General features: G+C 71.9%; 18 protein-coding genes, 1 tRNA gene, 1 pseudogene and 2 riboswitches. Of the genes and pseudogenes, 6 read left to right on the top strand and 14 right to left on the bottom strand.

Annotated elements, in window-relative coordinates:
- The 5 genes and pseudogenes from NUM_RS22490 to NUM_RS22510 form a co-directional block, all read left to right on the top strand.
- A pseudogene (locus NUM_RS22490) lies at nt 1-234 on the top strand (hypothetical protein); the annotation flags it as partial.
- A 137-nt stretch (nt 235-371) separates the two neighbouring features.
- On the top strand, nt 372-1,787 hold the full coding sequence (locus NUM_RS22495; protein ID WP_225918773.1) for a GntT/GntP/DsdX family permease: 1,416 nt from the start codon (nt 372-374) through the stop codon (nt 1,785-1,787).
- 107 nt (nt 1,788-1,894) lie between these two features.
- Complete coding sequence (locus NUM_RS22500) at nt 1,895-2,620, top strand: hypothetical protein (RefSeq protein WP_207126899.1); 726 nt, start codon at nt 1,895-1,897, stop codon at nt 2,618-2,620.
- A 128-nt stretch (nt 2,621-2,748) separates the two neighbouring features.
- Nucleotides 2,749-4,584: a substrate-binding domain-containing protein gene (locus NUM_RS22505; RefSeq protein ID WP_207126900.1), complete on the top strand. Its 1,836-nt coding sequence runs from the start codon at nt 2,749-2,751 to the stop codon at nt 4,582-4,584.
- Between the two features lie 183 nt (nt 4,585-4,767).
- Complete coding sequence (locus NUM_RS22510; protein ID WP_207126901.1) at nt 4,768-4,977, top strand: DUF5999 family protein; 210 nt, start codon at nt 4,768-4,770, stop codon at nt 4,975-4,977.
- Nucleotides 4,978-5,014: 37 nt separating this feature from the next.
- On the opposite strand, the gene gcvP is transcribed toward NUM_RS22510, so the two are convergent.
- The 10 genes from gcvP to NUM_RS22560 all read right to left on the bottom strand — a co-directional run bounded on the left by gcvP (nt 5,015) and on the right by NUM_RS22560 (nt 14,343).
- A complete protein-coding gene (gene gcvP / locus NUM_RS22515; protein ID WP_207126914.1) occupies nt 5,015-7,858 on the bottom strand; it encodes an aminomethyl-transferring glycine dehydrogenase in 2,844 nt (947 codons plus the stop codon).
- A gap of 112 nt (nt 7,859-7,970) precedes the next feature.
- Nucleotides 7,971-8,066: riboswitch (glycine riboswitch) on the bottom strand.
- Nucleotides 8,067-8,165, bottom strand: a riboswitch (glycine riboswitch).
- Between the two features lie 59 nt (nt 8,166-8,224).
- Nucleotides 8,225-8,812, bottom strand: a complete 588-nt coding sequence (locus NUM_RS22520; protein WP_207126902.1) for a MerR family transcriptional regulator — start codon at nt 8,810-8,812, stop codon at nt 8,225-8,227.
- 228 nt (nt 8,813-9,040) lie between these two features.
- The gene (locus NUM_RS22525; protein ID WP_030446073.1) at nt 9,041-9,505 is read right to left on the bottom strand and encodes a bifunctional nuclease family protein; all 465 of its coding nucleotides are present in this window, start codon (nt 9,503-9,505) and stop codon (nt 9,041-9,043) included.
- A 221-nt stretch (nt 9,506-9,726) separates the two neighbouring features.
- Nucleotides 9,727-10,422, bottom strand: coding sequence for a transcriptional regulator FtsR (ftsR, locus tag NUM_RS22530; protein WP_207126903.1), 696 nt, complete (start codon nt 10,420-10,422; stop codon nt 9,727-9,729).
- A gap of 62 nt (nt 10,423-10,484) precedes the next feature.
- A complete protein-coding gene (odhI, locus tag NUM_RS22535) occupies nt 10,485-10,928 on the bottom strand; it encodes an oxoglutarate dehydrogenase inhibitor Odhl (RefSeq protein WP_207126904.1) in 444 nt (147 codons plus the stop codon).
- A 131-nt stretch (nt 10,929-11,059) separates the two neighbouring features.
- Complete coding sequence (gene gcvH / locus NUM_RS22540) at nt 11,060-11,440, bottom strand: glycine cleavage system protein GcvH (RefSeq protein WP_207126905.1); 381 nt, start codon at nt 11,438-11,440, stop codon at nt 11,060-11,062.
- A gap of 104 nt (nt 11,441-11,544) precedes the next feature.
- The gene (locus tag NUM_RS22545) at nt 11,545-12,453 is read right to left on the bottom strand and encodes a DUF881 domain-containing protein (RefSeq protein WP_207126906.1); all 909 of its coding nucleotides are present in this window, start codon (nt 12,451-12,453) and stop codon (nt 11,545-11,547) included.
- A 2-nt stretch (nt 12,454-12,455) separates the two neighbouring features.
- Nucleotides 12,456-12,788 carry a small basic family protein gene (locus tag NUM_RS22550; protein WP_030446078.1) on the bottom strand — a complete coding sequence of 111 codons (333 nt, stop codon included), beginning with the start codon at nt 12,786-12,788 and terminating at the stop codon, nt 12,456-12,458.
- Complete coding sequence (locus NUM_RS22555; protein WP_207126907.1) at nt 12,785-13,732, bottom strand: DUF881 domain-containing protein; 948 nt, start codon at nt 13,730-13,732, stop codon at nt 12,785-12,787. The genes NUM_RS22550 and NUM_RS22555 overlap by 4 nt, the downstream gene beginning before the upstream one ends.
- Nucleotides 13,729-14,343, bottom strand: a complete 615-nt coding sequence (locus NUM_RS22560) for a CDP-alcohol phosphatidyltransferase family protein (RefSeq protein ID WP_370467038.1) — start codon at nt 14,341-14,343, stop codon at nt 13,729-13,731. Before NUM_RS22560 ends, NUM_RS22555 begins: the two co-directional genes overlap by 4 nt.
- Nucleotides 14,344-14,707: 364 nt before the next feature.
- Here NUM_RS22560 and NUM_RS22565 point away from each other — a divergent pair.
- Nucleotides 14,708-14,781, top strand: a tRNA-Pro gene (locus tag NUM_RS22565).
- Nucleotides 14,782-14,898: 117 nt separating this feature from the next.
- Here the strand turns inward: NUM_RS22565 and NUM_RS22570 are convergent.
- The 4 genes from NUM_RS22570 to NUM_RS22585 form a co-directional block, all read right to left on the bottom strand.
- Nucleotides 14,899-15,825 carry a phosphotransferase family protein gene (locus tag NUM_RS22570; RefSeq protein ID WP_207126909.1) on the bottom strand — a complete coding sequence of 309 codons (927 nt, stop codon included), beginning with the start codon at nt 15,823-15,825 and terminating at the stop codon, nt 14,899-14,901.
- A 111-nt stretch (nt 15,826-15,936) separates the two neighbouring features.
- The gene (locus NUM_RS22575) at nt 15,937-16,698 is read right to left on the bottom strand and encodes a GntR family transcriptional regulator (RefSeq protein ID WP_207126910.1); all 762 of its coding nucleotides are present in this window, start codon (nt 16,696-16,698) and stop codon (nt 15,937-15,939) included.
- Between the two features lie 3 nt (nt 16,699-16,701).
- The gene (locus NUM_RS22580) at nt 16,702-17,454 is read right to left on the bottom strand and encodes a sugar isomerase domain-containing protein (RefSeq protein WP_207126911.1); all 753 of its coding nucleotides are present in this window, start codon (nt 17,452-17,454) and stop codon (nt 16,702-16,704) included.
- A complete protein-coding gene (locus NUM_RS22585) occupies nt 17,451-18,704 on the bottom strand; it encodes a hypothetical protein (RefSeq protein WP_207126912.1) in 1,254 nt (417 codons plus the stop codon). Before NUM_RS22585 ends, NUM_RS22580 begins: the two co-directional genes overlap by 4 nt.
- Between the last annotated feature and the right edge of the window lie 113 nt (nt 18,705-18,817).

Consider the following 18,817-nt stretch of genomic DNA (forward strand, 5'->3'; position numbering starts at 1 on the left):
CGCGCCGAGGCCGACGCCATCACCGAGCGGCAGGCGGCCACCAGCCGGGCGCAGGCCGCCGAGACCGCCGCCGCGGCGGCGGAGGCCCGACGCGCCGAACTGGTCGACGAACTCGCCGCCGCCCGGGCCGAGCTGGCCGGGCTGCGCGCCCAGTCGGCGCAGCTGACCGAGCAGGTCACCAACCTGACCACGGCGCTGGCGCGGCTGTCCGCCCCCGCCGCGGACGGCTCCTGACCCCATGAGGGACGGCGCTAAAAGCACATCAGCCCGCCCAAAGGGTGTACAAAGATCACCAAGGCGGCCGTTGTACGGCCGCCGAACCATGCTCGTCGATTCGGATGTCGCCGTCGACTCGGATGGGGTGGTCACCGATGTGGACCACGCAAGACACGCTGCTGATGGTCTCCGCGCTGGCCGCGATCGTGCTGGTGATCGTGCTGATCACCACGAAGATCAAGATGCACGCGTTCCTGGCGCTGATGATCGGCTCGCTGTTCATGGGCCTGGTCGCCGGCCTGATCACCGGCGACCTGTCACCCGACAAGGTCGCCGTCTCGTTCGAGACCGGCGTCGGATCGGTACTGGGCAACGTCGGCGTGGTCATCGCGCTGGGCACCATGCTCGGCAAGCTGCTGTCGGAGTCCGGTGGCGCCCAACAGATCGCCGACACCCTGCTCCGGCACGCCAAACCCCGCTCGGTGCCCTGGATCATGGCGCTGGTCGCCGGCATCATCGGCATCCCGATGTTCTTCGAGATCGGCCTGGTGCTGCTGCTGCCGCTGATCCTGACCATGGCGCGGGAGGTGCAGCACCACTTCGAGGGCACCGAGCAGGAGGGCGCGGTACGCCGCAGCAACGTGTACATCATGGTCGGCATCCCGGCGCTGGCCGGCCTGTCGGTGCTGCACGGCCTGGTACCGCCGCACCCCGGTCCGCTGGTCGCCATCAGCGCCATCCACGCCGACCTGGGGCAGACGCTGCTGATCGGGCTGATCATCGCGATCCCCACGGTGATCATCGCCGGCCCGCTGTTCGCGCGGGTCGCGGCCCGGTTCGCGCACCCGCACCCGACGCAGAAGCTGCTCGACCAGGTCGCGCAGACCCGCCGGGTCGACAACCCGCCGAGCTTCGGTACCACCCTGTTCACGATCCTGCTGCCGGTGGCGCTGATGCTGCTGCGCACCCTGGCCGAGATCATCCTGCCGAAGAACTCCGGCCTGCTGAAGTGGGCCGACTTCATCGGCGAACCGATCGTGGCGCTGCTGATCTCGCTGATCGTCGCCATGTTCACCTTCGGCGTGCTGCGCGGCTTCGGCGGCAGGAAGATCACCGAGTACGTCGGCGACGCGTTGCTGCCGGCCGCCGGCATCCTGATGATCATCGGCGCCGGCGGCGGCTTCAAGCAGATCCTGATCGACTCCGGCATCGCGGATGCGATCAAGAAGGCCGCCGAGACCAGTCACCTGTCGCCGCTGCTGCTGGCCTGGGGTGTGGCGGTACTGATCCGGCTCGCCACCGGTTCGGCCACCGTCGCCACCGTCACGGCCGCCGGCATCATGGCCCCGCTGGTCGCCTCCCCCGACATCACCGTCAACAAACCGCTTGTGGCGCTCGCGATCGGCGCCGGCTCGCTGTTCTTCTCGCACGTCAACGACGCCGGGTTCTGGCTGGTCAAGGAGTTCTTCGGGATGAGCGTCGGGGACACGTTCAAGAGCTGGTCGGTGATGGAGACGATCATCTCGGTGGTCGGCCTGGGCCTGATCATGGTGGCCAGCCTGATCCTGTGACGCTCGAACCGGCCGGTACGTACCGGACTGACCGTCGCGATGTCGCAGGGTGCTGGTATCAATCAGCACGACCCGCGAAACACATCACGATCAGGAGGTTGGGTGCCATGGCCGCCCCCCGAGGACTGTCGGTAGACGACATCGAGACGCTGCGCAGCGCGGTGTCATCCGGGCGGCGCCCCAAGGTGGTGTTCACCGCCGCCGCCGGGCAGATCGCCGGCCAGACCGGTCAGGTCACCGCGGTCGGTGACCCGGCCGCCGCCGACGAGTACATCAGTGTCCGGTTCGGCCGCGACAAGCTGGAGTTCGCGCCCGGTGACCTGCAGTTGCCCGGCAAGGCGCCGCGCCGGCCGGCGAAGCCCGCGGCCGCGAAACCGGCCGCGGCCAGGCCGGCGGAGCCGGCCTCCGACGCGTCCCGACCGGCCGCCGCCAGCAGCGTGCAGCCGCCCGCGACCGCCGCCGTCGCCGCCCCGAAACCCGCGGTCCAGGCCGCGAAACCCGCCGACGCCGAGCCGAAGCCGGCCGCCGCGCGCCCGGCCGCGCGGCGCGGCAAGGCGAAGGGCCCGGCCGAGCTGTCGGTCACGCTGACCTGGCAGGACGGCGACTGGTCGGTGCAGGCGCAGCGCGGTTCGCGGGTGCTGGCCAAACCCACCCCGGTGCGGGCGGCCGACGCGCTGCGGATGGTGGAGCTGCTCGACGCACCCGCGGTCAGCGACGCGGTCGGTGAGATCGTCGCTGCGGCCCGTGACGCCGCCGCGGAGCGGGCCGAGCAGCTGCGCCGCGAACTGGCCGAGGTGGAGGCCCGGCTGGCGGAGCTGCCGCAGATCGGCTGAACGGCGGCTGTGCGAGCCGTTTCACCCCCGGTACCCGCGCGGCCGCGCCGGCTGCCTCGGCACGCCCTACACTGTGCCAGATTCGGCGGCCGCTGCCGTCGGCGTTCCCACACCCCCAGGGAGGCGACGTGCCGCGTGGCAACCACGCCAAGGGCGGCCTACGCTCCCACCGGCGCAGGATCGGCAAGCATCTGGTCATCGCGCCGTGGATCATCATCACCGCGATCTGCGTGCTGGTCCTGGCCGGCCTGACGACCACCTGGGTGGTGCTGGTGACCCGCGGCTGCGGCGGCAGCGCCGTCACCGCCACCGTCTACGCCGATCCGGCCGTGTCCAGCATCATCGACAAGCAGGCGCAGACCTGGATGCAGGGCAGCCCGGCGGTCGACGGGCACTGCGCGAAGATCAGCGTCGTCCCGCGCGACTCCGCGTCGGTGGCGGCGGCACTGGCGCCCAGCTGGGACCCCCGCACCGACGGCACCCGCCCGGACGCCTGGGTGCCCGAGTCCAGCCTGTGGATGCAGCTGGCGGCCTCGCGCCCGGACGCGGCGCGGATGCTGCCCGAGCGGCGGCCCAGCCTGGCCCGCAGCCCCGCGGTGATCGCGATGCCCAAGCCGATGGCCGAGGTGATGAAGAAGGTCGCCCCGAAGCTGACCTGGAACCAGCTCGCCACCGAGTACGCCGGCAAGGTGTGGGCGAAGTACGGGCACGCCAGCTGGGGCGGCATCCGGGTCGACATGACCGACGCCACCACCTCCACCGCCGGGCTGCACGCGGTGACCGCGATGGCCGACGCCAACGACGACGGCGACATCTCCACCGCCGAGCGGCTGAGCCTCAACCAGATCTGGCAGGTGGGCGCCGCCCACCCGACCGACACCCAGCAGGTGATCCAGAAGCTGGAGTCGGCCGACTCCAGCAGCACCACCGCGGTGCTCAAGACGGTGTCGGCGTTCCCCGCCCTGGAACAGGACGTGATCAGCTACAACCAGGACGGGCCGAAGGTGCCGCTGACCGCGGTGTACCCGTCCGACGGCAGCGCCGACGCCGACTTCCCCTACCTGACGCTGAGCTGGTCGCACCAGACGACCCCGAGCATCAACGACGACGCCCAGCGGGTCCGCACCGACATCGCCCACAAGTTCCTGACCGACCTGCGGTCGGACACCGCGAAGAAGGCGTTCCGCGACGCCGGCTACCGGGACGCGTCCCGCCGGCCCGGCCCGCTGATGACCGCCGCCAACGGCGTCGACCGCAAGGTGCCCACGCTGCCGCGCAAGGTGATGAGCCCCGACTCGGTGTCGCAGACCGTGTCGATGTGGACGTCGATCTCCCGGGACAGCAACGTGCTGCTGATCATGGACGTGTCCGCCGGCATGGGGCAGAAGGTCGCCGGCACCAACAAGACCAAGCTGCAACTGGCCGGCGACGCCGTCGCCGAGGCGATCACCCTGTTCGGGCCGGGCGCGCGGCTGGGCCTGTGGGACTACGCCAGCCACGTCAAGGGCGACTCCGCCGACTACGAGCAGATCGTGCCGGTCGACACCCTCAACGGCACCTACCAGGGCACCACCAGACGCGTCGCCATCAACAACGCGCTCGACCAGCTCGAACCGGTCGGCGAACCCACCCTGTACGACACGGTCGCCGCCGCGTACAAGATGATGCGCCAGCACTACCAGAACGACGCCAGCAACCGGATCGTGGTGGTCACCGGCTCCGGCAACGACTCCGCCAGCAAGACCGGCCTGGCCGAGCTGACCAGCACCCTCAACGCCGGCGCCGACAAGAACCATCCGCTGCCGGTGGTGACCGTCGGGTACGGCAGCGGCGTCGACCTGTCGTCGCTGCAGACGATCTCGCAGGCCTCCGGTGGCCGCACGTACGCCGCGAGCAGCCCCACCGAGGTGTCCAAGGTGCTGCTGACGGCGCTGTTCAGCGGCGCCCCACCCACCTCCGACTGACCGCTGCGGTAGCACCACCGGCCCGGGCCGGTGGCCCAACGATCACACGGCACCCGTTCGGGCGGATCCGGGCCGTCACCGCGGCCACGTCACGTCGTTCGGTTGATGTGGCGCGTCACCATGAGGCGTGCACGGCGCGGCGACGGCGCCCCGCCACCACCATCACCACGGGAGACCCACACCATGTGTCAGCACCAGCCGCCCTGCCCGGCCGCCGACGATCCGGCGCGCGACGCGGCCAGAGTCCTGTTCACCCACCCCGAGCAGGGCTGGAGCCTGCTGTGCAACGGGGTGGTGCTGTTCGACGACACCGGCCAGCTGCTACCCGACGGCAGCCCCATCACCCCGCACCGCGGCCCCGCACCGCACCGCAGCCCGGCGCACGCCGCCTGACCCACCCACCGGCGGGCCAGACGGCGGCCCGTGGGTTTCAGTCCGTGAACGCCTCCGGCGGCGGGCACGAACACACCAGGTTGCGGTCGCCGAACGCACCGTCGATCCGACGCACCGGCGACCAGTACTTCTGCCGGGCACCGTCCCCGTTCGGGTAGCCGGCCTCCCGCCGCGAATACTTGTGCGGCCAGTCGTCGGCGGTCAGCATCCGCGCCGTGTGCGGCGCGTTGACCAGCGGATTGTCCTCCGCCGACCACTCACCCGACTCGACCTTCGCGATCTCGCCGCGGATCGCGATCATCGCCTCGACGAACCGGTCCAGCTCCGCGAGGTCCTCGCTCTCGGTCGGCTCCACCATCAACGTCCCCGCCACCGGGAACGACATCGTCGGCGCGTGGAACCCGTAGTCGATCAGCCGCTTCGCCACGTCGTCGACGCTGATCCCGGACGACTTCGTCACCGGCCGCAGGTCCACGATGCACTCGTGCGCGACCAGCCCGTTCGCCCCCGCGTACAGCACCGGGAAGTGCGGCCGCAGCCGCGCCGCCAGGTAGTTCGCCGCCAGTACCGCCGTGCCGGTCGCCGCGGCCAGCCCGTCCGGGCCCATCAGCCGCAGGTACGCCCACGAGATCGGCAGGATCCCCGCCGACCCGTACGGCGCCGCCGACACCGTCGGCCGCTGCGGGTCGTTGCCCGCCAGCATCGGATGCCCCGGCAGGTACGGCGCCAGATGCTCCCGTGCCGCCACCGGCCCCACCCCCGGCCCACCCCCGCCGTGCGGGATGCAGAACGTCTTGTGCAGGTTCAGGTGCGACACGTCCGCACCGAACCGGCCGGGCTTGGCGAACCCGAGCAGCGCGTTGAGGTTCGCCCCGTCCACGTACACCTGGCCACCGGCGTCGTGCACCTTGCCGCACAGCTGCGCGATCTGCTGCTCGTACACCCCGTGCGTCGACGGGTAGGTCACCATGATCGCCGCCAGCGTGTCGGCGTGCGCGGCGATCTTCGCGTCCAGGTCGGCCAGATCCACGTTGCCGTCGTCGTCGCAGGCCACGACCACCACCCGCATCCCGGCCATCACCGCCGACGCCGCGTTCGTACCGTGCGCCGACGACGGGATCAGGCACACGTCGCGCTGCGACTGCCCCCGCGCCTGGTGGTAGCCGTGGATCGCGAGCAGCCCGGCCAGCTCACCCTGGCTGCCGGCGTTGGGCTGCAGGCTCACCGCGTCGTAGCCGGTCACCTCCGCCAGCCAGCGGCACAGGTCGTCGATCAGCTCCCGGTACCCCTCCGTCTGGTCGGCCGGCGCGAACGGGTGGATCGACGCGAACTGCGGCCAGGTGATCGGCTCCATCTCCGTGGTCGCGTTCAGCTTCATCGTGCACGAACCCAGCGGGATCATCCCGCGGTCCAGCGCGTAGTCCTTGTCGGCCAGATCCCGCAGGTACCGCAGCATCGCCGTCTCCGACCGGTGCGCCGCGAACACCGGATGCGCCAGGTAGTCCGCGGTACGCAGCAGCGCCGCCGGCAGCGGCTCGCCGCACTGCGCGTCGACCTCGGAGATCGACGGCACGTCGATGCTGAACGCCCGCCACACCGCCAGCAGGTCACCGTCACCGGTCGTCTCGTCACAGGCGATACCGACCGTGTCGGCGTCCACCAGCCGCAGGTTGATCCCCGCGTCCCGGGCCGCCGCCACCACCTGCGCCGCACCACCCGGCACCCGCGCCGACACCGTGTCGAAGAACGCCTCGTGCACCACCTCGACCCCGCCGGTACGCAACCCGGCCGCGAGGATCGTCGCCAGCCGGTGCGTGCGCGCCGCGATCCGCCGCAACCCGTCCGGCCCGTGGTACACCGCGTACATGCTGGCCATCACCGCCAGCAGCACCTGCGCGGTGCAGATGTTGCTCGTCGCCTTCTCCCGGCGGATGTGCTGCTCCCGGGTCTGCAACGCCAACCGGTACGCCACCGCCCCGTCGGCGTCCTTGCTGACCCCCACCAGCCGGCCCGGCAGCATCCGCTCCAGACCCTTGCGTACCGACATGAACCCGGCGTGCGGGCCACCGAAACCCATCGGCACCCCGAACCGCTGCGCCGACCCGACCACCACGTCCGCGCCGACCGCACCCGGCGGGCGCAGCAGGCACAGCCCCAGCAGGTCCGCCGCCACCGTCACCAGCGCGCCCCGCTCGTGCGCCGCGGCGAACAACGCCTCCTGGTCGACCACCCGGCCCGACGCCCCCGGGTACTGCGTGAGCAGGCCGAAGAACTCGCCGTCCGGCAGCCCCGCCGACAGCTCCGCCACCCGCACCTCGATACCCAGCGGCAACGCCCGGGTCCGCAACACCGCCAGGGTCTGCGGGAACACGTCGGCATCCACCAGAAACACCGGCGACGAGCACTTCTTGTTCGCCCGGCGCGCCAGCGTCATCGCCTCGGCCGCCGCCGTGGCCTCGTCCAGCAGCGACGCCCCCGCCACCGCCAGCCCGGTCAGGTCCTCGATCACCGTCTGGAAGTTCAGCAGCGCCTCCAACCGGCCCTGGCTGATCTCCGGCTGGTACGGCGTGTACGCCGTGTACCACGCCGGGTTCTCCAGCACGTTACGCAGAATCACCGCCGGCGTGTGCGTGCCGTAATAGCCCAGGCCGATCATCTGCACCATGGTGCGGTTCGCGTCCGCCAACCGGCGCAGCTCGCCGGTCACCTCCGCCTCACCCGCCGCCGGCGGCAACTTCAACGCCTGCCGGGTCAGGATCGTCTCCGGCATCGCCGCAGCCAGCAGCTCCGCCATCGAGGAGTACCCCACCTCGGCCAGCATCCGCTGCTGCTCGGCCGCACCGGGCCCGATGTGCCGGGCCGCGAACGGCACCGCCGCCACCCCGCCCAGGCCGGCGGTCTCGTCAATCTCCGGGCCGCGTTGCGCCGGTGCCCGATCGGTCATCACGATCTCCAGGAGGTCGCCACCATGCGGGCACACGCCCGCGCCAGCGTCCTCCCCCTCTGTCCACGAAACCTGAGAGCTTCACCCGCATCGCGGACTTACCCCGTCGGTGAGGCGGCCAACGGCCACCTACTCTCCAGAGACGCCTACCCGAGCGGTCCTTTTGCCTGAGAGGTTCCGGGGAGGAATTGCCCCTTCGGCGCCCCCGACCAACCGGCCGGGCGGTCTCTCCCACACGGGTCAACAGCTTCCTTGAACCGTACCAGCGGCACCGGCCGACCGGCCCGCCACACCCGCCGCGGCTCAGCCCGCGTGCCGGCGCGCCGCACGCCGCGCGGCCAACTCGTCACCCGCCGCCGACACCGGCGCATCCACCCCGGCCGCCGGCTCCGCCGGCAACGTGGCCAGCGAGCCACGAATCTCCGAGAACGCACCGCCGATCGCGATCCCGAACACACCCTGGCCGCCCTGCAGCAGGTCGACCACCTCCTCCGGCGAACGGCACTCGTACACCGTCGTACCGTCGGAAATCAGGGTGATCTGGGCCAGATCACCCACGCCGCGCGAGCGCAGCTGATCGATCGCCTTCCGGATGTTCTGCAACGAGACACCCGCGTCCAGCAGCCGCTTGACCACCTTCAACACCACGATGTCGCGAAACGAGTACAACCGCTGGCTGCCCGAACCCGCCGCCGGCCGCACACTCGGCACCACCAGGCCCGTCCGCGCCCAGTAGTCCAACTGCCGGTAACTGATCCCCGCCGCATGGCAGGCCGTCACCCCGCGATAGCCGACACCGTCGCCGTCGAGCTCGCCGTCCACGGACCCGAACAACACACCCTGGGCCACGCCACCATCAGTCGCATGCTGCCCGGATCGCCGCTCGTCCATGTGACAACCTCCCCGCACCACACTGCCGGGCGCACCGGCCCGACCACGAAGCGTCGCGCCACCCTCGACGGTAGAAACACCGCGGCGCGGGGTCAACCAGCTGCCAGAACCCGCGACAACCCGAACCCTATACCGCTGGTTGAGGCCAGCCGGGCGCTCAACGACACGACACGCCGACAACACCAGGCGATCCGGCCGCGGCGCGCCACCATAGCAACAGCAGCCGCCTCAGCCGGCGAAATCCTCCGGGCTCACCTGATCGAGAAACTCGCGGAACCGCTCGACCTCGTCCTCCTGCTCGTCCGGAATCACGATGCCCACCGCATCCAGCACCTGCTCCGAACACTGGATCGTCGCGCCCACCCGCAACGCCAACGCGATCGCATCCGACGGCCGAGCCGACACCCGCACCCCGTCACCGATCACCAACTCGGCATAGAACACCGTGTCCTTCAACTCGGTGATCTCCACCAGCTGCAACGGAGTCCCCAACGCCGTCAACACGTCCCGCAGCAGATCGTGCGTCAGCGGCCGGGCCGGCTTCACCCCCTGCTGCTCGAAAGCGATCGCCGTCGCCTCCACAGCACCGATCCAGATCGGCAGATACCGATCCCCCGAGGCCTCTTTCAGTAGGACGATCGGTTGGTTGCCCGGCAACTCCACCCGGACACCCACCACGCTGAGCTCCTGCACCGCCGCCTCCGTCGTTCCCGGACGTCCCCACCCGCACGGCCAACCGGGACCGACACCAACGCCACCGCACGCATCCGTCACCGCCACGCTTTCGGACCGGGCAGCCAACGAACAGGGAAATCCCGCGTCTCCCTAGCACGGTACACGCCGAGCCGGGCCACCGTCCGGCCCAGCCCCAACGGCCCCAAGCCGACACGAACCGGGCCGCCCGGCCGCAGCGGCTACCCGCCCACCGTGCCGCGCAGCCCCGCCTGCACCAACGCCGCATGCAACCGCAACGACAACGCCGCCAACTCCCGCACCGTCTCCGCCGCCGCCGCCCGCGCCTGCGGATTCCGTTGCCGCGCAAGCGGAGCCACCACCTGCTCGAACAACCCGATCTCCCGATCCGCCGCCGACCGGTACGCCCGCAGATGCCGCGCCTGCACCCCGAACGGCGCCAACAGCCCGACCACCTTCGCGATCTCCAACGCATCCGCGTCGTAGTAACCCGACCGCGCCGACACCAACCCGAACTGCTCCAACTCCCGCAGCTGCGCGTCGTCGATCCCGGCCTGATCCGCCAGCTCCGCCCGTGACAGCCGAACATCCACGGACACCGGCCGGAAATCCTGCGCCGTTGGCAACTGCTCCACCGCCACCAACGGCGGCCGCGACACCACCGCACCACCCGGCGGCAACCGGCCCTCGTCCATCGCCGCCAGATGCTCCCGGATCACCCGCAACGGCAGGTAGTGATCCCGCTGCGCGGTCAGGATGTAGGTCAACCGGGACACGTCGTCCCACGAGTACTTCCGGTAACCCGACGGAGTGCGCTCCGGCTCCACCAGCCCCTCGGACTCCAGGAACCGCAACTTCGAAATCGTGGTGTCCGGGAACTCACCCCGAAGATGAGCAAGCACCTCACCGATGCTCATCGACGCACGCGCCCCATCGGACACCCGCGCCGACGAGCCCTCGGACCCGGCCACTGCGCCCCCTACGCGTCGTCCGCCCTCGGACCGGCGATCAGAACCAACCGGAACTTACCGATCTGTACCTCATCGCCATTGCTCAGGGTAGCCGTCTCGACCCGCTCCCGGTTGACATACGTTCCGTTCAAACTGCCCACGTCACGCACCGCGAACACGCCGGTCTCCCGATGAAACTCCGCATGCCGACGCGACACCGTCACGTCGTCCAGGAAGATGTCGCTGTCCGGATGCCGACCACTGGTCGTCACATCATGATCGAGCAGGAACCGCGCACCCGCGTTCGGACCCCGCCGCACCACCAGCAACGCCGTCCCCGGCGGCAACGACCGCGCCAGCCGGGTCGGCACGACCTCAGCCTCGGCCGCGCTGTCGAGCATGTCCTCCAGCGCGCCGATGTTCAACGTCGAGGTGACGTCGAGTGGGGGGAACTCGTCGTCGGGCCGGGTCATCGGACCACCTCAAGACCATCGCGATCCTCGGTGGCCCGCACACCAGCCACCGCCTGCACCGGGCGGACCCGGCCCACGCCGGAACCAACCAGCAGCCTCAACACTACGCGCGGCCAGGCACCGACGGCACCTCAGCCTTCGCCGGTGACCTTCTCGTACGCCGCCGCATCCAGCAGCCCGTCCAGCTCCGCCGGATCCGACACCTCGATCTCCAGCATCCAACCCTCGCCGTACGGCTCACGGTTGATCAGATCCGGCGAATCACCCAACGCCTCGTTGCGCGCCGACACCGTGCCGGTCACCGGCGAGTACACGTCCGAGACGCTCTTGGTCGACTCGATCTCGCCCACCGCCTGGCCCGCGGTCACCGCGGCACCCGGCTCCGGCAACTCGACGAACACCACATCACCCAGCGAGTCCTGCGCGAAGTGCGTGATACCCACCCGCACCGTGCTGCCCGAGGCCCGCACCCACTCGTGCTCCGCCGTGTACCGCAGATCGTCGGGAATCACCGCTGTGTCCTCTCAACGCACCAAGGCCGCCGCACCCACGGCAACCGGGCCACCCCACCACCGGCCTGCGCCGGCGAACCCCGTCAATGTACGACAACCAGCGGCTACGACACCGGGCGGGCATACCGCGCCGCCGGGGCCGACCGGGTCACCGACACCTGCACCACCGACGGCTGCCGCACACTCACCCGACCACCCGCCTGCCGCACCGTGTCCACCACCCCACCCGGGATGTTCAACGCCGCCTGCATCGTCGAACCGTCCCCGATCACCGACAACGTCAACGGCGCCGACAACCGGTTCCCGTCCACCAACACCGCCCGACCCGAACCGTCCACGAACGCCGTCGACGCCACGATCCGCACCGCACCACCGGACGAACCCTCGACCTGCATCGCCTCCGCGCCCGCGCCGCGCAGCTCCTCCACCGCGTCCAGCAACACGCTCGCGCCGACCCCGTCCTTGCCACCGGAGAACACCACCGACAACCCCGGGCCCTCCGCCGGCAACGTACCGGCCAGGATCCCCAGATCGTCCGCGCGCTGCCGCGCCTCCTTCAACGCCTCCGCCCGACCCTGCTCGGTCGACGAGATCTGCTGCCGCTGCGAGTTCAACGACGCGATCTCCTGCTGCAGCCGCTCCTTGCGCGAATCCAACGTGTCCAGGATCCGCACCAGATCCTCCTGCCGGGCGCCCGCCAACGCCTGGTCGGAATCGTTGCTGTTGACCTGCACCGCCAGCGCGAACCCCAGCAACGCCACCAGCACCCCGATCAGCGCCGCCGACCGGCGCGGCAACCGGTGCGTCCACCACCGCACCGGCGGCAACTCGTCCCGGCCCGCCTCGCCGGCGGCATCGTCCCGCGGCTCATCGGCCCGCGGGTCATCGGTCCCCGCCCGCGGCTCCGCGGAGTCCTCGGTCGGAGACTGGTCCGGCCGCTCCGGGGACTCGGGCTGCTGGGGAGACGCGGCCGGGTCCGTGCCGGCGTCGTTCGGTTCCTGATGGTCGGCCATCGTCACGCCTTGAACAACGTCTGCCGGATCGCCGCCACGTTCGCGAAGATGCGCATCCCCAACACCACCACCACACCGGTCGACAGCTGCGCGCCCACACCCAACTTGTCACCCAGGTACACCATCAGCGCCGCCACCAACACGTTCGACACGAACGAGATGACGAACTGCTTGTCGTTGAACTCCTTGCGCAGCCACGCCCGCACCCCGCCGGTCACCGCATCCAGCGCCGCCACCACCGCGATCGGCAGGTACGCCTGCAGTCCCGTCGGCACCGTCGGCTCCAGCGCGAACCCGACGACCACCCCCACCACCAGGGCGATCAACGCGATCATCGGCCACCCCCGGTACCCGACGCCGACGGCGACGGCGACGCCGAACCACCGGGACGCACCGGATGCGCGTACCGCAGCTGCTGGTCGGCCGCCGCCGGCAGCGTCACCTGCGCCGAACGCTGCACCGAGAACCCCATCTGGTACCGCTTCACGAACCCCTCGTACCGCGCGTCGGTGGCCGACGACCCGAACCGCTCACCCATCGAACCCGGACCGATCACCGTGATCCGGTACGGGCTGTTCACCGGCCGGAAGTCCACCAGAATCGCCTCCCCCGCGGTACGGATCGTCGAGGTGGCGCCCAGCCGCTGCCCGTCGACGGCCACCGCCTCCGCACCGTCGCGCCACAGCTCGTTCACCACCTCCTGGATGTCCACGTCCAGCACCCGGCCCAGGTTCTCCGAACTCTCCTTGCCGGTCACCGGATCCTTCGGCGTCGGCGCATCGGTCAACGTCACCGTCAATCCCGGTCCACGCACCTTGTCCAACCCGTTCGCCGCCTCCAGCGCGTGCAGCCGGGCCGCCTCGTCCCCGCCGGCCAGCGACAACGCCTCGTCGCGCTGGTGCGACACCTGCGCCCGCAACCGATCCGCCCGCCGCTGCAACGCGTCCGTCTCGGCACGCTGGCTCTTCACCTCACCAACGAGCTGATCGTGGGTGCGATGCGACTCCGGCTCGGCGGCCACCGCATGCCGGTAGGTCACCGCCACCAGCACCCCGAACAGCAACGCCATCGCCGCCGTACCGGCCTTGCCGAGTCGCCGCGCGGACGGCCGCTGCGGACCCTCCCGCCGCCGCTTCTCCGCCGCGGCCGCGTACCCCGGCTCCAGCGACGTCTCGTACAGCCGGGCGAGCAGATCGGCGCCGAACGCCTTCCCCCACGTCCTGCCGGTCGGGCCGGGGCCGGCCGGTTCGCCCTTCGGCGGGTCCAGCGGATCGCTCACCGCAGGCTCCGCCTCGCCGCGCGCACCACCTGCGCCGCCTGAATCAGGTACAGCACCCCGGCGTACCAGTAGAGCGCCGCACCCCACAGCGCGAGCGCCCAGCCCACCGGTAGGGCCACCGCCTGCACGACGCCGCCGACCGTGGCGAGCAGCAGCACGGGGAACGAGAACATCAGCACGAACGTCGCCGTCTTGCCCAGGTAGTGCACCTGCAGCGGCGACTGGTACCCGTGGTGCCACAGCACCGGGAACGACAGGGCCAGCACCGCCTCGCGGGCGACCAGTACCGCGGTCAGCTGCCACGGCACCGCGCCGGACACGGTCAGGGCGAGCACGGAGACCACGATGTACGCCCGGTCGGTGATCGGGTCCAGCAACTGACCGAGCCGGGTGACCTGGTTGAGCCGCCGGGCCAGCTGGCCGTCGACCCAATCGGTGGACGCGCCGACCGCGAGCACCACCAGGGCGGCAATCGTCTCGTGCGCGACCAGCAGCAGGTAGACGAACAGCGGCACACCAGCGAGCCGGATCAAGCTGACCAGGTTCGGCAGGGTGAAGACCCGGTGCGACACGACCTGCCCCGTACCGGCCGCGACCGACGAGGTCGACACCGACCGGCGCGCCATCTGGCCTCCCCTCCGCGGCCCTTCCGGCCTTGCTCGGGGCCAGCACCCAGGACGCGCCCGGCTGGACGCCCCGCTCCCCCGGTTAGCGACGCCATCGTAGCCGTGCCGGTCGGTCAGCCACGCATACGGTGCGCTCGCGGCCGGTTCGGCGGGTGTGGTGCGCAGCACTACACCTTAGTGCTTCCTAGGTAGCTGGTTGGATAGTGGAGCGAAGTCGGCCATGGTGAGGTGCGCCTGGGCCGACGAGGCACCGCCCGTGCACAACCAGGCCAACCACGGCGACGGGTGTCCCCGGCGGACTATCGGGACGCGGCTACGCTACGCTGTGATGGCCGCGGCAGCGCGGCCTCGGGACGTGGCGCAGCTTGGTAGCGCACTTGACTGGGGGTCAAGGGGTCGTGGGTTCGAATCCCGCCGTCCCGACAGCACCGAAGGGCCGTCGACCATCGCATCACGCGAGGTCGACGGCCCTCGTCGGGTCCGTCGAGCAGCACTCCCCCGCCGCGGCGAGACCGTCTCCCCGGCACCGATAGGCACGCCTCAGGGCATCAGCAGCTCTTCCCACTCCGCCAGCCGGCCGAACAGGTCGGGAAGGCCACGCACGCCGTTGCGCACGGCCTCGTGCGACAGCGCGAGGTCGGGTCCGGTGGGTGCCTCGACACCGGCGAGGCACCGGAGGATGTTCCACCTCGTGTGCCCCAGCCAGCCGCCGACCATGTACGCGAACCAACCGGGACCCCACGACGGCAGTGCCCCACCCGCTGCCAGGTAACCGTCGAGGACCGCACGGAAGACGGCGGGCCGGATGTCGTCGAAGCCCGGCCCCTTCGCGAGGCTCAGCGCGGTCGAGCCGAGCTCACCGGACACCTCGAGCCTCCCGGACAGCTCCCAGTCGAGCACGACCGGCCGGCCCTGCCGGGACAGCAGGTTCCACGGCTGGATGTCCCGGTGGGTCAGCACGACGGGGCCCGGTCGTTCGCAGGTGCCGACGAAGCGGGCGATCGCGAGGAACGTCTCGACCCGACCGGCGAGTTCGGCGGCCCACGGCTGCCGGGTCACCGTCGCCCGCTCGGCGAGCTCGGGCCAGTCCCGCGCCGGCGGCTCCTCGACCGGTACGCGGGGCCACCCCACGTCGAGCGCGTGGATGCGGGCGAGAACCTCACCGACCTCGAACGCGTACGCCGCGGGCGCCGGTTCCTCGGGCACTCTCTCGCCGTCGACCCATCGGTGGACCAGCGTGTCGGTACCGGCCGAGATCGGTTCGGCCATCGGGACGCCGGCGGCGAAGGCGGCCCGTTCGAAGCGGAACACGTCGTCGGCGCGGTAGGGCCAGCGGCGGTCGGACAGGTTCAGCTCCTTCACGGCGAACGACCCCTGCTCGGTGTCGAGCCGGTACATCCGGTTGGCGTAGCCGCCGTGCACGCGGGTCGGCGGGCCGCTCGGCGTGCCGAGGAAGGAGAGGTCCACCGACCCAATCTAGTGGCCCGCCCCGACCGCCACGCCTCGCCGAACCGGCGACGACGGGCAGGCGCACGATGCCGCCCGCCGGGGAACCGAACGGCCTCGGCGGCGGGTCGGTCAGTCGGGGGTGGTGTCGAAGACCACGTCGTAGCGGTCGCCGCGGTAGCGCGAGCGGCCCCACTCGATGACGCCACCCGCCTCGTCGTACGCGGTGCGTTCGATCAGGAACGACGGCAGCCCGGGCGGCACGTCCAGCAGTACCGCGTCGCCGGCGGGCAGGCCGACCACCGAGACCCGGTGGCTGGCGTGCCGCACCCGGACGTCCCAGTGCCGGGCGAGCACGCCGTACAGCGACACGTCGTCGGTGATCAGCTCGGCGATGCCGGGGAACCGCGCGGCCGGCAGCCGGGTCTGCTCCACCGCCATCGGCTGCCCGTCCGCGCTGCGCACCCGGTCCAGGGTGACGACCGGGTCGCCGGCGGCGATCATCAGCCGCTCGGCCACCAGCGCGCTCGCCGGGTCCTCCCGTACCGAGACGACCCGGGCGCCGGGGGTCAGCCCGCGCCGCCGCATGTCGTCGCTGAACGAGCCCGCCGTCGTACCGTGCGACAACCGTGGCTGCGCGACGAACGTGCCGGTACCCGTCACCCGGCGCACCAGCCCGCGGGCGGCAAGGTCGTCGATCGCCTGCCGGACGGTCATCCGGGCCAGGTGGAACCGTTCGGCGAGGGAGCGCTCCGACGGCAGCAGGGTGCCCGGCGGTTCCTGCGCCACCATCGCCTCGAGGATCTCCCGCAGCTGCTCCCCCTTGCCGCGGTCGGCGGCCAGCTCGGCGGGCAGGTCGATCTCCGGGTACCGGTCGTGCCGGGTGCGGGCCATCGCTCAGGCGTCGCCGAGCCGGACCCGGCCGGCGTAGCGGTCCAGCAGGGCGGCGTTGCGGTCCTCGTTGCCCGGCGCGTTGAGCGACCGGTACACCGGGGGCGCCGATCCGGCCGCCAGGTAGCGGCCGGCCACCTCCGCGACCAGCAGGTTCACCGCGAGCGCGCCGGTGACGGTGGACAGCGGGCCGATCCGGTCGCCGCCGGGCAGCTCGAGCGCGGCGTCGCCGTACGGGGCGCAGTTGTCGATGACCACGTCGGCCAGGTCGGCCAGCCGCTGCCCGCTGGGGTGGCGCGGGGTGATGGCGCGGGTGTGCTCCACCGACGTGATCGCGACCAGCCGGTGGCCGCGGCTCGTGGCCAGCTGGGCCATCTCCACGATCGCCGCGTTGCCGCCGGAGTTCGACGCGATGACGAACACGTCGGCCGGTTCGATCCGGGCCAGGTTCCAGATCCGTTCGGCCAGGCCGGTCTCCCGCTCCACCAGGGGATCGAGGATGTCGCCGGGCTGCGCGTCGCCGTAGTAGACGACGTCCCGGATGGACAGCTGGTTGGCCGGCACCAGGCCACCCGCCCGGCCGGCGAGCTCCAGCGCGATCGCCCGGGAGTGGCCGGTGCCGAAGGCCTGCAACACTCCCCCGGCCAGCAGCGCGGTGGCGACCACCTCGCCGGCGGCGGCGATCGCGTCGCGTTGGGTGGCGAGGAACCTGTCGATGGCGGTACGGGCGACGGCCGCGTAGGCGTCCTGATCGATCACTGGTGCGCTCCGTCCAGGTCGGTGAGCAGGTCGGCGGCGATCCCGGCGAGTCGCTCGCCGGAGCCGGGCGCGGCGGCCGCGGCGAGTACCTCGTACCGCGGCTGGGCGTACGCGCCCTCGGTCGGCAGGTAGCCGGGGTAGCCGTTCGCGTAGCCGAGCACCGCGGTCGGCCCCGGCCGGTTCCGGCGGATCTCCCCCGCCAGCGCCAGGAACGGCTCGCCGGGCAGCGCGGCGAGCGACAGCGCACCGATGCGCGCCGCGGCCACCTCGGCGTCGATCTCGTGCTCCGGCACCTCGGCGGTACTGGCCAGCCGCGCACCGGTCAGGTCGCCCTCGGCGATGCGCAGCGCGGCCGGGTCGCCGCCGGCCCGCGCGGTGGCCACCGCGCGGGTCGCCGCCTCGACCATCGCCCGGTGGTCGGCCGCCGACGACGGTTTGGGCGCCAGCCGGGCGGGGCCGGCCCGCCAGTCGAGGCGATCACCTGCCCCCCACGCCGGTACCGCCGGACGGGCCAGCTCGGCCAGGCAGTGCTCGGCGACCGCGGTGCCGAGGCGCTCCAGTTCGGAGCCACCGTGGCCGCGCCGGGTGTGCCGGGTACTGATGTCACCGGCCGCGCCGGTGGCCACCGCGAGCCAGGTGTCCGGGCCGAGCCGCTGCGCCAGCGCTGCCCGTACCGCGCCCACCAGGTCGGCGCTGACCAGCAGGTTCGCCGCGGGCAGCACGGTGGGATGGACCGGCAACACGACCAGCAGCCCGGCCCGGCGGCCGGCGCCGTCGACCACCTCGACCAGATCCAGCGGTACCTGGGCGAGGCCCGGCGCCGCGCTGCGCACCGAGCCGACGTCGGCCAGCAGGCCGGTGCGCCAGCGGCCGACGGTGTCGGTCTCGGTTCGTACCGCCGCGGCGACGGCGCCGGCGACCGCGGCCGGTATCCGGTGCGACCAGGGCGGCGGGGTCGCGGTGCCGCCCGGTACGCAGCCGGTCTCCGGGCCGGAGTGGGTGTGGCTCGCCGCCAGCCACAGCGCGTCGACGTCGCCGGTCGCCGCCCGCGCCGCCGCAACCACGTCGGCGTTCACGCAGATCAGGTCGGCCAGTACGAGAGCGAACCGGCGCCGCCCGTCGAACCAGGTGAGCGCGGTGATGCCGAGCGGGTCGCGGGTACCGGTCGAGGTGCCCACGCGGCCGGCGTAGCCGCCCATCGGGGTCGGTGCGGTGACCGGCAGCGGCACCGTGGCGCAGCCCGTCCTCACCGCGTCACCACCCGCAGCAGCCCACCGTACGGGCCGAGGTCGGTGCTGCCGGCGAGCGCCGCCGCGCCGTCGAGCCCGTCGCCGGCCGGCGCGTGCAGCCGGGCCGACGGGCG

Source organism: Actinocatenispora comari, assembly GCF_017312725.1.
In the GTDB taxonomy this organism is placed as follows: domain Bacteria; phylum Actinomycetota; class Actinomycetes; order Mycobacteriales; family Micromonosporaceae; genus Actinocatenispora; species Actinocatenispora comari.

Bases quoted from the DNA above. Each gene is read 5' to 3' on its own strand.
- NUM_RS22495 (WP_225918773.1), top strand. From the start codon at position 372: ATGTGGACCACGCAAGACACGCTGCTGATGGTCTCCGCGCTGGCCGCG.
- NUM_RS22500 (WP_207126899.1), top strand. From the start codon at position 1,895: ATGGCCGCCCCCCGAGGACTGTCGGTAGACGACATCGAGACGCTGCGC.
- NUM_RS22510 (WP_207126901.1), top strand. From the start codon at position 4,768: ATGTGTCAGCACCAGCCGCCCTGCCCGGCCGCCGACGATCCGGCGCGC.
- NUM_RS22520 (WP_207126902.1), bottom strand. From the start codon at position 8,812: ATGGACGAGCGGCGATCCGGGCAGCATGCGACTGATGGTGGCGTGGCC.
- ftsR (WP_207126903.1), bottom strand. From the start codon at position 10,422: ATGAGCATCGGTGAGGTGCTTGCTCATCTTCGGGGTGAGTTCCCGGAC.
- odhI (WP_207126904.1), bottom strand. From the start codon at position 10,928: ATGACCCGGCCCGACGACGAGTTCCCCCCACTCGACGTCACCTCGACG.
- NUM_RS22545 (WP_207126906.1), bottom strand. From the start codon at position 12,453: ATGGCCGACCATCAGGAACCGAACGACGCCGGCACGGACCCGGCCGCG.
- NUM_RS22550 (WP_030446078.1), bottom strand. From the start codon at position 12,788: ATGATCGCGTTGATCGCCCTGGTGGTGGGGGTGGTCGTCGGGTTCGCG.
- NUM_RS22575 (WP_207126910.1), bottom strand. From the start codon at position 16,698: ATGGCCCGCACCCGGCACGACCGGTACCCGGAGATCGACCTGCCCGCC.